At 32.0% G+C, this 17,610-nt stretch carries 10 protein-coding genes; 9 read left to right on the top strand and 1 reads right to left on the bottom strand.

What is annotated here, in order from left to right; genetic code table 11:
* Positions 1–172 precede the first annotated feature (172 nt).
* From HUE53_RS05460 to HUE53_RS05445, 4 genes are all read left to right on the top strand, one after another.
* Positions 173–997, top strand: a complete 825-nt coding sequence (locus tag HUE53_RS05460) for a M48 family metalloprotease (protein WP_014164983.1) — start codon at positions 173–175, stop codon at positions 995–997.
* The gene (locus HUE53_RS05455) at positions 997–1,479 is read left to right on the top strand and encodes a GNAT family N-acetyltransferase (RefSeq protein WP_014164982.1); all 483 of its coding nucleotides are present in this window, start codon (positions 997–999) and stop codon (positions 1,477–1,479) included. The genes HUE53_RS05460 and HUE53_RS05455 overlap by 1 nt, the downstream gene beginning before the upstream one ends.
* Before the next feature lie 54 nt (positions 1,480–1,533).
* The gene (locus HUE53_RS05450; RefSeq protein WP_014164981.1) at positions 1,534–2,787 is read left to right on the top strand and encodes an aspartate kinase; all 1,254 of its coding nucleotides are present in this window, start codon (positions 1,534–1,536) and stop codon (positions 2,785–2,787) included.
* Between the two features lie 332 nt (positions 2,788–3,119).
* Positions 3,120–6,524 carry a hypothetical protein gene (locus tag HUE53_RS05445; protein ID WP_014164980.1) on the top strand — a complete coding sequence of 1,135 codons (3,405 nt, stop codon included), beginning with the start codon at positions 3,120–3,122 and terminating at the stop codon, positions 6,522–6,524.
* Between the two features lie 733 nt (positions 6,525–7,257).
* Here HUE53_RS05445 and HUE53_RS05440 read toward each other — a convergent pair.
* Entirely contained in the window at positions 7,258–11,283 is a 4,026-nt protein-coding gene (locus tag HUE53_RS05440) for a LamG-like jellyroll fold domain-containing protein (protein ID WP_192188772.1), read from the bottom strand.
* A 119-nt stretch (positions 11,284–11,402) separates the two neighbouring features.
* Between HUE53_RS05440 and HUE53_RS05435 the strand changes: the two genes are divergently transcribed.
* The 5 genes from HUE53_RS05435 to HUE53_RS05415 all read left to right on the top strand — a co-directional run bounded on the left by HUE53_RS05435 (position 11,403) and on the right by HUE53_RS05415 (position 17,590).
* A complete protein-coding gene (locus HUE53_RS05435) occupies positions 11,403–11,894 on the top strand; it encodes a hypothetical protein (RefSeq protein WP_107317586.1) in 492 nt (163 codons plus the stop codon).
* A gap of 273 nt (positions 11,895–12,167) precedes the next feature.
* Positions 12,168–13,571, top strand: a complete 1,404-nt coding sequence (locus tag HUE53_RS05430; protein WP_192188837.1) for an alpha-amylase family glycosyl hydrolase — start codon at positions 12,168–12,170, stop codon at positions 13,569–13,571.
* 344 nt (positions 13,572–13,915) lie between these two features.
* On the top strand, positions 13,916–15,130 hold the full coding sequence (locus tag HUE53_RS05425) for a BaiN/RdsA family NAD(P)/FAD-dependent oxidoreductase (RefSeq protein WP_014164976.1): 1,215 nt from the start codon (positions 13,916–13,918) through the stop codon (positions 15,128–15,130).
* Positions 15,131–15,172: 42 nt separating this feature from the next.
* On the top strand, positions 15,173–16,252 hold the full coding sequence (locus HUE53_RS05420; RefSeq protein WP_014164975.1) for a diphosphomevalonate/mevalonate 3,5-bisphosphate decarboxylase family protein: 1,080 nt from the start codon (positions 15,173–15,175) through the stop codon (positions 16,250–16,252).
* A gap of 399 nt (positions 16,253–16,651) precedes the next feature.
* Positions 16,652–17,590, top strand: a complete 939-nt coding sequence (locus HUE53_RS05415) for a mevalonate kinase family protein (protein ID WP_014164974.1) — start codon at positions 16,652–16,654, stop codon at positions 17,588–17,590.
* Positions 17,591–17,610: the final 20 nt, after the last annotated feature.

The following is a 17,610-nucleotide window of genomic DNA, read 5'->3' as shown; positions in this document are numbered from 1 at the left end:
AACGATTAGATTCTTTTTTTAATGTTTAATCAAAAATTGTGTATTCTAGATATGTGTTTTGTTTTAAAAATTGTAGAAAACTTTTATTCTGTGAAGTTGTTTAAAATAAATTATACTTCTCTTATCTTTGTTCATGTCCGTATTTGTGGTAACTAAATAAAAATAAAACAAGATGAAAAAAATACAATTAGCAGTAGGTTTATTGGCTTTCGTGCCTTTTACAATGAATGCACAAATTAATTTAGGTGAAAAAGCGTTAGGTGCTTTACAAAAAGGGGTCGCAAGTTTTACCTTTTCTGATGAGGATGCAGCTCAATTATCTAAGGCTTCTGTTGAGAAAATGGATAAAGAAAACCCTATTGCGGGTCCTAAAGATCCTTATACATTAAGATTAAATAAGCTTTTTGGTAAACATAAGACAGAAAGTGGTGTAACGCTTAATTTTAAAGTTTATAAAGTGAAAGAAGTAAATGCTTTTGCTTGTGCTGATGGGAGTGTTCGTGTTTTTCAAGGATTATTAGATGTTATGGATGATAATGAAGTACTTGCGGTTATAGGCCATGAAATAGGCCATGTTGTAAATCATGACACAAGAGATGCTATCCGTGCAGCTTATCAGAAAGAAGCTTTGGTAGATGCTGTAGGATCGCAAGTAAAAGGAGTTGCAGCGGTTAGCGAAAGTGCTTTAGGAAAAATAGGAAGTGCAATTGTAGACAGTCGTCATAGTCAAAAGCAAGAATCAGAAGCGGATATGTTTTCGTATGATTTTATGAAAAAACACGGATATAATGTTAATGCTGTTGAATCGGCTTTTACGGTATTAGCGGGCTTAAGTCAAGGTGCCGATTCAGGTTTTATGTCAAGGATTTTAAGCTCACATCCAGATCCTAAAGATCGTGCAGCAAAAGCGAAACAAAGAGCAGAATCAGAAGGGATCTATAAACCGTATACTCGTCAGTTAAAAAAGACATCTACACCTGCTAAGAAGAAAAAATAATGAAAGATTTTACGATTCGTAGAGGTACGTCTCATGATATGGCACAAGTGCTATTGCTTATAAAGGAATTGGCCCTGTTTGAAAAAGAACCAGAAGCGGTAGTAATAACTGAAGATGACTTGATTCGAGATGGTTTTGGGGCAAATCCCTTGTTTCATACTTTTTTAGCCGAAACAGATGGGGTAATAGTAGGTGTAGCACTTTATTATTATCGTTATTCTACTTGGAAAGGAAAAACAATTCATTTAGAAGATCTAATTGTTACACAAAATATGCGAGGAACTGGCATAGGTATAGCCTTGTATAAAGAAATTATGAAACAAGGGGCCTTAGACGGTGTTAGACGTATTGAGTGGAATGTTTTAGACTGGAATACCAATGCCATTAAATTTTATGAAAACTCAGGAGCAAAAGTATTAGATGACTGGCGTGTTGTTCAAATGAATGAAAAAGGATTAGAAGAATTTTTAAATAACAAATAATCAAAGTCAAGATTCAAAAAAATAAATAGGTTGAGTTTTGAGAAAAAATGTGATATGAAAATATTCAAGTTTGGTGGTGCTTCTGTTAAAGATGCAGCGGGCATAAAAAATGTGTTTGATGTACTTCAAAAAGTGGGGTACGAAGAGGTTCTACTTGTAGTGTCAGCTATGGGGAAGACAACCAATGCCTTAGAAGAAGTTATAAAGAATTATTTTGAAAAATCACCTCAGCTAAATGCCTCAATTCAAGAAGTTAAAAAATATCATAATCAAATTGTGTTAGATTTATTTGATGATGAAAATCATGAAGTTTTTTATGATATTAATGAACATTTTGCTGATTTTGAATATTTTTTGAGAAGTAATAAATCGCCAAATTATAGTTTCGTTTATGATCAAATTGTAAGTTTTGGTGAGATTATTTCCACTACCATTGTGTCGCATTATATGAATTTTAGAAACATTCAATCACAGTGGATAGATGTACGTAATTATATCAAAACAGACGCTAATTATCGAGATGCAAATGTTGACTGGGAAAAAACACAAAAAGCCATTTCTAAAATAGCTAAAAAGAAACAATTATTTGTTACGCAAGGTTTTTTAGGATCTGATGAAAACGGTTTTACAACTACTTTAGGTCGTGAAGGATCGGATTATACAGCTGCTATCTTTGCCTATTGTTTAAATGCAGAAAGTGTTACCATTTGGAAAGATGTTCCTGGAGTAATGAATGCCGATCCTCGTTATTTTGAAAATACAAATTTATTAAATCAAATTTCTTACAGAGAAGCCATTGAATTAGCGTTTTATGGAGCGAGTGTCATTCATCCTAAAACTTTACAACCGCTACAACGAAAAGAAATTCCTTTGTATGTTAAATCCTTTATTAATCCATTATTGGCAGGAACCAGCGTAGCAAAAGGACAAGATCTAGAGCCTAAAATGCCTTGTTTTATAGTGAAAAAAGATCAAATTTTACTTTCGTTATCCTCAATAGATTTTTCTTTTATAATGGAAGAAAATATTAGTGAAATTTTTGCATTGCTTCATAAATACAAACTCAAAGTAAGTCTAATTCAAAATTCCGCTATTAGTTTTTCAGTTTGTGTAGAAGATAAATACAATCATTTTCAGGAAATAGTAAAAGTCCTTTCTAAAAAATTTAAAGTAACATATAACGAAAATGTTTCCTTGTATACTGTAAGACATTTTGATCAAAATGCTATAAACGCTGTAGAAAAGGATAAAACGGTTTTGGTTAGACAGATGAGTCGAGAAACGTTACAAGTAGTTACTAAAGAGTAATAAATTCTAATATAATAGTCTTTTTTAATACAAAGAAGGAATAGGTATAATACAAAAAGAGATTTTTCAAAAGAAGGTGTCCTAAAAAGGAGCAATCTTGTTATTTCGATCAAAGGACGTAAATAGTCGAAATTACATAGTACTGATAATGCAACTTCTCCCGTAGAAATAACAAGTACAAGGTGCAGTTGCCACTTAAACAATAAGTACAGTTAAATTAAATTATAAATGCTATGTGATTGGCTCGAATAACGAAGCCAATCACATATAGCTTTTTGTGCTACAGTATTTCAATAATTGCAATATCTTTGACCTATCCGAGTTAATAGAATATGTTGCAAAGTCAAATTCGTTTTCTTATCTGTATGTTATGCTTTCCTATTGTATTGAAAGCCCAAGAAACATTGTATCAACATAAAAAAATACCCGTTACAAAAGATTTAATTGATATAGACAGCACCAGTATCAATCCTTCGTATTTTGCTTTATATGATAAAAATAAAATAAAAATTGATTCAACGTTGTATCGAGTTGATTTTGTGAAAGCAACAATAAAATTAGATTCTACCCTTAAAAAAACAGATACTATTCATGTTCATTATTTAAAATACCCGAGTTTTCTTACGAAAAGTTATTCTTTCTATGATGTTAATAGATTAGTGTCTTCTACAAATTCTGGAAATATTTATAAAACAGAAAACCGTTCCGTAAATGTATTTAAGCCTTTTGATGGGTTGGAAACATCTGGGAGTATTACACGCGGACTGAGTATAGGTAATAACCAAAATGCAGCAGTTAATTCTAATTTAGACTTGCAAGTAATAGGTAAGTTATCAGATAAAGTAAGTATTAGGGCTTCCTTACAAGACAATAATATTCCGTTGCAAAACGGTGGCTATTCTCAACGATTAGACGAATTTGATCAAGTTTTTGTTGAATTGTTTTCAGACCGATGGTCGGTTCGTGGAGGAGATTTGTTTTTAGAAAATCGTAAATCTCGCTTTTTAAATTTTAATAAAAAGGTACAAGGTGTTTTAGCGCGAGTTAATTTAGGAACATCTCCTGTTAGTACAGAAATAATGCTTTCGGGTGCAGTTGTGCGAGGGCAGTATGCAAAAAGTAATTTTACAGGGCAAGAAGGAAATCAAGGACCTTATAAACTTCGGGGGCCCAATGATGAATTATATGTATTGGTTATTTCAGGGTCTGAACGAGTATATGTAAACGGTAATTTGTTGGAAAGAGGAGAAAATAATCAGTACGTAATAGATTATAATGCGGGTGAACTGACTTTTACCTCTTTGTTTCCGGTCAATTCAGAAATGAGAATTGTGGTAGAATATCAGTTTTCTGAAAGAAGTTTTAACCGTTTTGTTACTTACGGTGGAACTACTCATCAAGAGGATAAATGGCATTTAGATGGATTTGTTTATTCTGAAAATGATGCTAAAAATCAGCCTCTTCAACAAAGTTTATCTTCGGATCAAATTAAGATTTTATCAGAAGCAGGAGATAATCCTGCATTACTGAATGCTCCTTCTGCCGTTATAGAACCTTATACTGATAAGAAAATTTTGTATAAAAAGACAATCATAGGGACTGCTGTTGTATATGTGTATTCTAACGACCCAAAAGAAGAGTTATATCAAGTTAAGTTTTCTTTAGTAGGCAAAAATAAAGGAAATTATATTGTAAAGTCAACAGTTGCTAATGGACGAATTTATGAATATGTACCAGCCCTAGCAGGGATAAAACAAGGAGAATATGATCCTATTATTAGATTAATAGCTCCTTCAAAATTACAAATAGCAACGTTATTAGGAGGGTATAAACCCTCAGATAAAACAACGGTAGATTTTGAATTAGCGGTAAGTAATAATGATTTGAATTTGTATTCTGATTTAGACGATGAAAATAATAAAGGTGCAGCAGGAAAATTTAATATCCGTCAAAAAATACTGTCAAAAAAATATTGGGGACTTACCTTATTAAATGATTTACAGTTTATTCAAAAAGAATACAGGCCTATAGAACGTTTATTTGCTATTGAATTTGATCGCGATTGGAATCTAAAAGAACCAATAGGGAATCAATTGTATATCTCTTCTGGCTTACTATTAGATTGGTCAAAGAGTACAAAAGGGAAATACCAATTTGAAAATTTAAATTTTTCGGAAAGCTTTAGCGGTAATAGACATCTTTTTTCAGGGATTCACCAATCTACTAAATGGTTTATAAAACAACAAGGAAGTCTGATGAATAGTGAAAGTAAAGAGATGAAGTCTCAATTTTTTAGAAACGAGTTTCATTTGAAATATAAATTTCATAAAAATTGGGTGGGAGTTAATCAGCGATTAGAGGAGAATCAAGAGAGGGTAAAATCAACTTTTAGGTTAACTAATTTAAGTCAACGTTTTACGGAATGGGGAACGTTTATAGGGAGAGGCGATTCAACGAAGGTCTATGCTGAAACAGGTCTATCCTATAGGTTAAATGACTCTTTGCAGGCAGCTACTTTAAAACGAGTAAATCGTTCTATTTCCTATTATCTAAATTCTAAACTAATCCAGAATAATCAAGCCGACTTATCCGTTTTTGTTAATTATCGCCAATTATTATTTGAAGGGAACCAAAAAAAGGAATCATCATTAAATTCCAGAGTACTTTATAACCAGCGTCTGTTCAATGGGTTTGTTCAATACGGATTGAGTTATGAAACTCTTTCAGGGAGTATCCCACAACAAGAGTTTAATTTTATAGAAGTAGAGCCTACAAAAGGAATTTATGCTTGGAACGATTATAATAAAAATGGGATTCAAGAACTTCAAGAGTTTGAAATAGCACAATTTCCAGATCAAGCAAAGTATATAAAGGTTTTTTTACCAAATCAAAATTTTGTCAAAACACATCAAAACAAGTTTTCACAATCAGTTACACTAAACCCTTTTCTTTGGGTAGATAAAAAAGGATATCGGAAAATCATATCCTATTTTTATAATCAAACCAGTTTTTTAATTGATAAAAAAATTAAAAAAGAAGGTGAACGATTTGATCTTAATCCTTTTATAAATTCAAAAGATCAATTGTTAGGGCTGACTTCCAGTATAAGAAACAGCTTTTTTTATAATAGAGGAAAACAAAACCATTCCGTTGTGTACAATTTTATTATTAACGAAGTAAAAAGTTTACTCGTAGCAGACGAATTAACAAATACAGCTACGAGTCACCAATTATCGTATACTCATTTGTTAAAAAAGTATTGGTTATTTACTCTTAACGGAAGTATTTCTCAAAACAACGTGTATTCTGTTAGTTATTTGAGTAAGAATTTTCAGCTTAGGGAAAATCAGTTAGAAGCGAGAGTCGGGTATTTATTTTCAAAAAACACTACTGTAGATCTGTTTTATGAATTTCAGAAAAAAAGGAATGAAACAGGAGCACTCGAAAAGTTATTTCAAAACCGTTTAGGGATTTCTTTTAATGTAGTAACTTCAAAAGAATTTGTGCTAAATGGGGAGTTTGCTTATATTAATAATAGTTTTGAAGGAAATTCTTTTTCACCAGTAAGTTTTCAGATGTTAGAAGGATTACAGGTTAATAAGAACATGACTTGGCGTATGCTGCTCCAGAAAAAACTTACAGAATATTTAGATGTCAATTTTAACTATCAAGGAAGAAAAAGTGAAACTTCAGAAACCATACATACTGGTAATGTTCAATTGCGGGCTTTCTTTTAACCATTAGCCTTTGCAATGAAGACGAAAAGGGCAAAGAAGATAAAAATGCGGGGAAGTTTTTTTGTATAGTCATCGTTTTGTTACATTGAGGACAAAAAAGGGAGTGCTTTTTTAGATTCAAAGTCATTGTTTATCTATAATAAATTTCTAACGCGTAATTTGGATTCAATGAAATTTTAGGTTAATGGTAACGATGTTAATATTAGTTTTGAACATTGGGGCTTTATAGGAACATAATAATAAATTTTATTTAAGGAATGTAAGCAAAGGGGATGTTTAAAAAGAACCCTATTTTATAGCTGCTAAGGATTGGTTATCTTCAGAGCACGAACCATAGAGTCCTTGATGCACAAAACCAATTGCGTTTCTTCACTATGTGAATTATGAATTTAAAATATGAATATAAGAAGATACTACCTCTTTTTTATAACGGATATTGTCTTTTTTTGGGTGCATGCGTCTGCCTAGAAAAAAAGCTATAAAGCGAAACAGTAATGTTCTTATTTCGTTAGGATAAAACATACTTTGTTCCTGTAAGGGAATTTCTGTTTTAGTTGAAATGCTTTGTTGTAACTTCTTTTACACAGCGAAGTTTGAACTCATAATCATACTTGACTTTTCTTTCCATAAAAATACCCCCAAATAGTATCTAACTTTTTGGGGGCAGTGCAAAACTAGGACAACCTTTAGGTCACAAATAAAAATGTTGTTTTTGTAGAACCTTATTTATATATTAATTAATGATTAACTTATTATTGTAAAGTTTGTCACTTGTTTCAATTCTATAAAAATAGACGCCTTTTTTTATAGAACTATCTAAGTTAATTCTATTGTCATTAATGTGTTTTCTTAATACTAATTTACCATTAAGATCATAAAGCGTAAATGTTAGGTCTGAGTTAATACCTTCAATTATTAACTGTTCACCTACTACTGTTGGATTAGGATAAACTGTTAGGCTTTTTTGAAGATTTGATTGGTTTGTCTCTAAAAAAGAAGCAGAGTCTCCTACATACAATTGGTTAGACTGATTTATAGAAGTTCCAGGAAAAATGATAGTTTGTCCGCTTACACTTGTAGCTATTGCGTTTTGTGTCCACCCTGATTGTAAGTGTCCGTTGCTACTTCTTTTGAAAAGGAGAAGATTAGACGGGTTTGACGTAAAAGGATTAGCAGGTGTTAAATTTATAGAGGAAAGTCCTGAGAATGATGTACTAGTGCCATAATTATCTAAAATCCAGTATGAATTTCCAATAAATTTAGAGGCAGGAGCTTCATTAGGGAGAACATTTAATTGAGATACAACAACTTTTCCATTAGGTACTTGTCCTGTAAAGTTAAGGGTTGTACTTACCGAATTAAAATTATAAATGCCAGCTGTATTTATTGTTAGGAGTTGACTAGTACCAGTGGCTACTGGAGCAGTAGATGTAGGAAATGCTATAGAACTAGAAATAGTTAAATTGTTTGAATTAACTTTATCATAAATTAATCCATTATTTATGGTATTATTAAATTGGTAATAAGCAATTAAGTTAGGATCCGTTATGTTTTGTTTAATCAAATGTCTGCTCAAATAGATTTCGTCATCAGTCAATGCTCTATTCCAAAAAGTAAATTCTTCCATTTGTCCTTTAAAAGTTCGGTCGTTTCTACCATAATCTTTTCCTAAGATTATTTTGTTTAAAATGATACCGCTAAAATTACCCGCTAGAGACCAACTTTTATCGTTTAAAAAAAGTGTTATTTTAGTAGGTGTAATTCTAAAAGCTACAAAACTCCATTGATCAGCAGGAGCATATAATCCTGTAGAATAATTATAATATCCATCTTTAAAATGAAATCCTATTTCATTATTAGCACTTCTAAAGTTTAGTAATGTTTTTTGTTTGTCTCCAAAACAAGCAATTCCAGCCCAAGATACTTGTGTTCCATTTGGTTTTATCCAGCCGCTAAAAGTTAAATCAGTTGTAATATTGTAATTCATTTCGTTAGAAAAAACAGATTCTGTACTTGTGGTCATTTCTAAAACCTGTTTTGAAGCACTTTCTATAGCACAAGAAGAGGGTAAAACTTCTATCATATTTTGTACTGTTTTAGTACTGGTGCGTCCATCGGCATCGGTTACGGTTAGGGTAACATTGTAGAGTCCTGGAGTAGAGTATGTTACTAAGGGATTTCGAACAGTGGTAGACGAAACTGTATTTGCCCCTGGAAAACTCCAATCCCATTTAGCGGCAGTATGATTTAATACTGAATAATCATCAAATTGAATGACTGTTCTACTACATTCAACGGATTGGCTAGCTACCATGGGTTGTGCAACAGGCAAACTTTTTTCAAAAAGAGGAGATTTCCAAAAACCGCGTCTAGAGCTAATTCTTAGTTCGCCATTTTTGTAAAAAGGCTTTATTCCTATTAGACGCAAACCTAATGGTAATCCTTTGTCGTATAATTCCCAATCTGTCATATTAGAATTTCTATAGTATATTTTGCTTGCACCAGCCACCCCATAATACACTCCATCGTTGGTTCCTAATTGAGGAGCTATAGAATAGCAACCTAAATTTTGAATTGTAGGAGTAGTTAGGTTGATCCAAGTGTTTCCTAAATCTACAGATTTGAAAGCTTTTCCAGTTCCACCACCAAATCCTATGAAGAGTGTATTGTTTTCATTCATGCTAAAATACAAACGAGCATCTGTGTTAGGAAGACTTATTTGTGTCCAGTTTTTTCCACCATCTAAGGTTTTCCATAGTTTAGCTGTAGAACTTCTGTTAACTACAAAAATAATATTAGGATCTAATCTTGACACTTCTACGGAATATGTTTTATCCGTACTAATATCTCCAAATTCTTTAAGTAGTGTAAATGAAGTACCTCCGTCTACGCTTTTCCAAAGTTTGTTTTCCTTGGTTAGATACAGATGATTATAATATCTAGGGTCATAGGTTATTTGTCCCCTTATATCAGGGTAAACAGATTCATTAGGAAATAAGCCTAATCCGTTAGTTGATTGTGCAGGAGTTGCAAAATCCTTAGAAATTTTATAGGCTGAAATGTCTGAGTGATAAACTTTTAAATTATCCCCTAAGGCAACATAACCTGTTGAAGATTCTCCACCACCTAATGAAATAAATTTTCCATCACCATAATTAGCATGATAGACCGCATTTCCGTTATGATAACGACCTGCAGTTACGACATCTTCATTCCATCCTTGACCAAATCCCCAGTTATCCGAAGAAACGATTCCTTTGTTTAATCCTTTTAGGATATCTAAATTACCATTATATAAATCTACGCCTCCATCTGTGGCTACAAATACATCATTTCCATTTATTAAAATATCTTGATGATCGGGATGACGATAGTAAGAAGTACAATTATCGCAAGCATATCCTCCCCATCGAGTATATGTTTTTCCTCCGTTTTCACTTTTAAAAAGGTTAAGCATACCCATTAAAAACTTATTAGGATCTGTATCGGATACATCTATAGCTAAATTGTAAAAACCTTGGTCGTAAGAGCCTCCGTTAGTTCCAAAACTAGAAAAACACCAATGGTCAGCGCTATAAGGACCTCCTGGGTTGTTGTTAGGTACACCGTCATTGTTTTGGTCATAAGGCAAAGACCAACTTTCCCCTGCGTTATCACTTCTATATACGCCTATAAAATTCACGTCTGTTGTGTAGTTCTCTACATTCCCTAGCATTGCTACGTATATTCTGTCTCCATCTGCATTTGTAAGCCCCATTCGAGCTCCACCTATAGTGCTTGTTGGTGTAGGTATAAACCATCCCTGACTTTTTAGAGAAAAAGTATTTCCACCATCAGTAGATTTGTAAAACTCAGTTAATTTTAATGTATTGTTTGATTTTAATAAGAAAAGCGTACTAGGATCATTAGTCTTAAATTTTACATCCCAACAGGTTTCGGTAAAAACTTGTGTCCAAGTTGTTCCTCCATTTGTTGATTTGTACAAACCTTTATTTCCCGCAGCAAAAACCAATTGGTTGTTTTGTGGACTAATGGCAAATTGATAAATACCTAAACCATTGGCATTAAGAACAGAACTCCATGAATTACCTCCATCAGTTGATCGGTATATCCTTGAACTAGAGGCTACAAAAACATTGTTTTCGTTCGTAGGATCAATTTCTACACATGATGTGTCATCGTTAAAATAATCTCCACCGACTAAAAACCAATTTTCTCCTTTATCGTTGCTTTTAAATGTACCGCTTGTTTCTGTAACACAAAATAAAACATTAGGATTTGAAACAGATTGTGCAACAGAATATACATTTGCCTGATGTGACTCGGTTCTAGTTCCGCCATTATTATAGGTGTTTATTGGGCCTATAGGTGTCCAATTGGCAGAATTGATACTCTTTTTATTCTGTTTTATTCTTTCTTTAGCATTTTCCATCATATTATCTCTAGCTATAATATTACCCTTATCGTCTATCCAATTATTTGTATGAACGTAATTGGTAAAATGCTTATAATTTTGCGTGTGTACGGTTTTTATAAAATCGTGTTTTTGATAGTATAGATCGTATTCTTTTTCTATCTCATAAATGTTAGGTGTTTCTCCATACATAAGATGTATCCATTTAGGATCGTCTTTTTGTATGGGGGTTAAAGATCTGAATAAATGAGGGAACTTAGGTTTGGGCTCGTAAAAATCACTATTTTGGGAGTAGCTTAAATTAGCTAAAATGAAAAATAGGATTAAATGTAATTTTTGTTTCATAGTTTTTGTGAATCTGAATAGATTAAAGTATATTTATTTTTTCTTAATGCAAATTTAAGAAAAAAATAAAGTTTTGTTAAATTAATTGTTTGTATTATTTTTTAAATTAGATAACTGTTATGAAAAAAATAATGGTCTTGTGTTTGGTGCTTGCATTGTCAAACACATTTGCTCAAGAAGCAGAGATGAAAAGTAAAAAGCTAAGTAAATCTAAGGCTGTAGTAGAAAAATTAGATAAAGTAAAAGAAGCTACAAAAGCCAAAAAAGAAAAAGAGTTAGCCAAAAAAGAAAGTAGAGCCTCTGTGAAAGGAAATGTAAAATCGATAGAAGGGAAAGCAAAGGCGGAAGCAAATAAGCTCGATTCAAAAGCAAAAGACGAAGAGAATAAAGCGAAGTCTAAGACTAAAAAAGCAAAAGATAAAATAGAAGAGACGATTTCAAAACCAGCTAAAAAAGAAAGAGAAACAACTGAAAAAGTAAATCCTAATGCCAAAGATAAAGTTGTAGGAAAATATAAAGATCGTCAAGTATATCAAGGACCTAGAGGCGGTAACTATTATATTAACAAGAATGGAAATAAAACCTATATAGATGATGATCAAGTAAAATAAGAAATAAAAGGTGTCCAAAAAGGAACAATCTCGTCGTTTTTATTGATCATACCTTTGGTTGATTAGTGAGGAATAGGTAAATCCTAACACTTTGATCGTGAGGCTTCTTTTGCTGTTGGAGCGATCAATTAAATCTTGATTTTTTACTTTCAGGACACCTACTTTTTATGGTTTGTCTATAGAATTTTTTCGATAAATCAAATTTATTTATTTTCTATGTTTAATTTTGCAATGTTTTAACTTGATGAATTCAGATTGTTGGGTATTGTGAGAATGAAAAAAATTGTGGTTTATTTAGGAATACTCTTTTTATTAACAGCTTGTAATCAAGAGGCTCAAAAGATAATTGTGCCTAGAAAGAGGATGACCTATTTAGATCCCAAAATTACCCAAGATGCAATTATTTATCAAGTAAATATTAGAAATTACTCCGCAGAAGGAACTTTTAATGCTTTTACTAAAGATATTCCTAAGTTGAAAGCAATCGGTATTAAAATTATTTGGTTAATGCCCGTACAAGAAATAGGTGAATTAAAAAGAAGAATTACTCATACTACTACTCTTGAGGAAATAAAAGACCCCTTGGCCAAAACAACAACAAAAGGAAATCCCTATGCCATAAAAGAATATAAGGAAATACATCCAGAATATGGCTCAGATTTTGATTTAAAAAATCTAATTAAAATAGCACATACGAATGGTATGTACGTTGTTTTAGATTGGGTGGCTAATCATACAGCTTGGGATCATCGTTGGATTACTGTACATCCCGAATGGTATATAAAAAATAAAAAAGGAACCCCCATTGCTCCGTATAATTGGATAGATGTTGCTCAGTTAAATTATGCTTCTGCTGATTTGCATTTTGCTATGATAGATGAAATGAAATATTGGGTACAAAAATTTGATGTAGATGGTTTTCGTTGCCAAGTAGCCTCTGAAGTTCCAACTCTTTTTTGGGAACGAGCTGCAAAAGAATTAAAAAAAATAAAGCCTCTTTTAATGATCGCTGAGGCAGAAAAAGAAAGTTTACTGAAAAACGCTTTTGATGTAGAATATGCTTGGGAAGCACACCATATTTTAAATGGTATTGCCCAGTCTAAAATGAATGTGTTAGATCTTGACCGCTATCTAGAAAAAGAAGCAAAAGATTTTCCAAAAGATAAAATGCGATTGCATTTTATCAGTAATTACGATGAAAATATATGGAATGATACCGAGTATCAAAGAATGGGGCAAGCTGTAGAAGTAATGACAGTAGTTACTTATATTCTTAATGGAGTCCCTTTAATTTATAATGGTCAAGAATACGATTCACATAAACGTTTTCGCGCTTATCAAAAAGACACATTATTGCATCAAGAAGGAAAAATGATGCCCCTATACAAAAGACTAAAAGACTTAAAAAGAACAAACTCCTTTTTACATATAGGAAAAAAACCAGCCTCTTACCATAGAATTACCACAAATGATGATCGAGTTTTTTGGATGTGTAAAAGAAAAAAAAATCATCAAGAACTCTTTTTTATAGCCAACTTATCTAATAAAAAGCAAAAATTAAAATGGCCTATTTCTGGACATTTTGAAGAATTTTTAAAAAAGAAATCAATAGATATTGAAAACGAATCAGAATGTGATTTTCAACCTTGGGAGTATAAAATCTTAATAAGTCAATAACATTCACGAATATTTAATGTGTTTTTTTTCTTAAAAATAACGATACGAAAACAAAGAAGATATAGCAAAAAAGAGAATTGAGTCTTTGTTGAAGACCAAAAGAATTGACTTGTATATACTACATTTCTTCATTTATTGTTTATATATACTATTAAACTATAAATTAGTTAGTCTATATTCATTAAAGATATGTGCTAAGAGAAATGCTTTTTGGGGTAATTTGTCAAAATTAGCGTATGATCATCAAATTCAGATTCATCCCTATACTGTAAATTCTCTAGAAGATACTATTTTTGTCAAAAAAAGGGAGTTGAGGTAGCTATTACAGACTACCCAGATAGAGTATGATAGTAAATTACGATATAATAGTAATAGGAGGTGGTGCCTCTGGTTTTTTTTCAGCAATTAATATAGCTGAAAATTTCCCTCAACTAAAAATAGCTCTTTTAGAAAGAGGTAAAGAAGTATTGTCTAAAGTTCGTATTTCAGGAGGAGGGCGTTGTAATGTAACCCATGCTTGTTTTGTGCCCAATGATCTGGTTAAGTTTTATCCTCGTGGTGAAAAAGAATTAAAAGGGCCTTTTAACCAGTTTTGTAGTGGTGATACTATCGAGTGGTTTGAAAAACATGGCGTGACTTTAAAAACAGAAGAAGATGGTAGAATGTTTCCTGTAACAGATAGTTCACAAACTATAATAGATTGTTTTTTATCTGCCGCTAAAAAATTAAAAATAGATGTATTTACAGGACATAGCGTGCAAGATATTTTTCAAGGAGAAAACTATTGGAAGATAACCACTAATCAACAAGTTTTTAAAACGATCAAGGTAATCATGACTACAGGAAGTAATTCTAAAATGTGGGATCTACTCCAAAATTTAGGACATACGATCATAAAGCCAGTCCCTTCCTTATTTACTTTTAATATAAAAGATGAACGTATTAAAGATTTAATGGGTGTTTCAGCTCATGCCTCAGTACGAGTAAAAGGAACTAAGCTTAAAGCATCGGGACCATTATTAATAACTCATTGGGGGTTAAGCGGTCCAGGAATATTACGCCTCTCAGCTTGGGGAGCAAGGGATTTATTTGAGTTGAAATATTGCTTTGTACTACAAGTCAATTGGTTAAATGATTTAGATTTTGATACAGTTTTGGAAGATCTAAAAGGAATTAAAGAAGGGAATTTAAAACGCTCAATCAATAAATTTTGCCCTTTTGATTTCCCAAAACGATTGTGGGAAAGTTTTTTAAAAGCAGCCCGTATAACACCCGATACAAAATGGGCTGATCTGTCTAAAAAACAATTAATAGATTTGGTTCAACAACTTACCCAAGCGGAATTTACGGTAAATGGGAAAAGTACTTTTAAGGAAGAATTTGTTACCGCAGGAGGAATTGATCTGAAAGAAGTAAATTTTAAAACCATGGAGAGTAAACGCTTTAAAAACCTTTATTTTGCTGGCGAAATTTTAAATATAGATGCTATAACAGGAGGATTCAATTTTCAAAATGCTTGGACAGGAGGATTTATTATTGCTAAAAATTTAGAATTTTAGTTTATGGATAAAACGTATCTTTGCGGCTTAAAAAATTAAAATATGTTTTCTGAAAAGGATTTTGTTGTATCGGATTATACGATATCATTCACCGAAGGAGATTTTCAATGGAGTGCTCCAAGTAATATAGCATTAGTGAAGTATTGGGGTAAACTAGGGAAGCAATTGCCAGCCAATCCCTCTATAAGTTTTACGCTTAATAATTGTAAAACGATTACAAAACTTTCCTTTGTTAAAAAAGAAAACACTGAAACTTTTTCTTTTGATTTCTTTTTTGAAGGCAACCCTAAAGAAACATTTAAACCCAAGATTCAAAAGTTTTTTGAAAGAATTCTAGAATACTGCCCTTATTTAAAAGAATTTCATTTTACGATAGATACCACGAACACATTTCCTCATAGTTCAGGCATTGCCTCTTCTGCATCAGGAATGGCAGCATTAGCCATGAATATTATGAGCTTAGAAAAATTAATACATCCCTCTATAACAGATGAGTACTTTTTTCAAAAAGCTTCTTTTTTAGCTAGATTAGGATCTGGGAGTGCTTGTAGAAGTATAAAAGGAAAAGTGGTAATTTGGGGAGAACACACCGATACAGGTATGAGTTCAAATTTATATGGCGTTGAATACAATACGCTACATGAAAACTTTAATAATTATCAAGACACCATACTGTTAGTCGATAAAGAAGAAAAACAAGTATCCAGCACAGTAGGGCATGACTTAATGCACGGACATCCATTTGCTGCACAACGTTTTGCTCAAGCTCATCAAAATTTGACAGCAATTAAAGAAACATTAGCTACTGGAAATATAGAAAAATTCATTGAAATTGTTGAAAGTGAAGCACTAACCCTGCACGCTATGATGATGACCTCTATGCCTTATTTTATTTTAATGAAACCTAATACATTAGAAATAATTAATAAAATCTGGAGTTTTAGAGCTAATACCCATATTCCCGTTTGTTTTACACTTGACGCAGGAGCAAATGTACATCTATTGTATCCTATACACGTAAAAAAACAAGTTTTAGAATTTATTAACAATGAATTGGTTAGATATTGTCAAAAGGAACAATATATTTGCGATGAAATTGGCATAGGCGCTATATCAATTTAATTCGTATCTTTATAATCTATTTTATTTATAGTAAATAAGATTGTTTTAAAAGAGATAAATTATTTAGAAAAAACAATATCCATAAGATTTTCTGTAGAATAATTCAGAACTACAAAAAAAGAGTGATAGTCTGATTTTTAAAACAACGAAAAAGAGGTGTGTTGAACTAGGTAAAAATGCTTTGTATGATGAGGTCAAAAAGCAGATTGAAATTCAGTAATAGGATTGATTTTTTAAAGGCAAAGCGTTGATAAAACAAAGAAAATTTTGAATTATAGAAGTTTTTTAAAACAGATAAGCACAGAATAAATGACTATTTCATAGAAAATCAGAGAAATAAAGTTTATCGTGACTATTTTAGCAAAATACAGACCAAATAAATAAAAAGATAGCTCAAATATGAAAGGACCCCTTTTTTACTCAAAAATTTTATTATTCGGTGAATACGGAATTATTAAAGATTCAAAAGGATTAGCTATTCCTTATAATTTTTATAATGGTGCACTTAAGATAGATGGGAGTGCATCCGAAGAGGCATTACAGTCCAATGAAAGTCTAAAGAAATTTGCAGTTTATTTAAAAGAGTTAGCAGAAGAACAGCCTCATTTGGTTACCTTTAATACCAAAGCTTTGGAGCAAGATGTCATGAATGGAATGTATTTCGATTCAAGTATTCCTCAAGGATACGGAGTGGGAAGCAGCGGAGCTCTAGTAGCTGCCATCTATGATAAATATGCAGACAACAAAATAACTGTCTTAGAAAATCTAACCCGAGAAAAATTATTACAACTGAAAACTATTTTCTCACAAATGGAATCTTTTTTTCATGGAAAAAGCTCAGGTTTAGATCCTTTAAATAGTTATTTGAGCTTGCCTATATTAATTAATTCAAAAGATCATATAGAAGCAACAGGTATTCCAACACAAAGTGTTACAGGTAAAGGAGCTGTGTTTTTATTAGACTCAGGAATGGTAGGAGAAACAGCACCTATGGTAAGCATCTTTATGGAAAAACTAAAAGAAGAAGGCTTCCGTAAAATGCTAAAATCGCAGTTTATTAAATATACAGATGCTTGTGTTGAAAATTTTTTAAAAGGGGATGTGAAATCACTTTTTACAAATACAAAAGAGCTCTCTACAATAGTTTTAAACAACTTTAAACCTATGATTCCAGAACAGTTTCATACGGTTTGGCAAAAAGGAATAGAAACCAACGACTATTACTTAAAATTATGTGGTTCAGGTGGTGGTGGATACATACTCGGGTTTACGGAAGATCTTGAAAAAGCAAAATCAGCACTAAAAGAGTATAAGTTAGAAGTCGTTTATCAATTTTAGTTTGATATTTGGTTAGGAGC

The organism is Flavobacterium columnare, from assembly GCF_014844295.1.
In the GTDB taxonomy this organism is placed as follows: domain Bacteria; phylum Bacteroidota; class Bacteroidia; order Flavobacteriales; family Flavobacteriaceae; genus Flavobacterium; species Flavobacterium columnare.
Note: the sequence above shows the minus strand (reverse complement) of the source record. Positions and strands in the feature narration are given on the sequence as shown.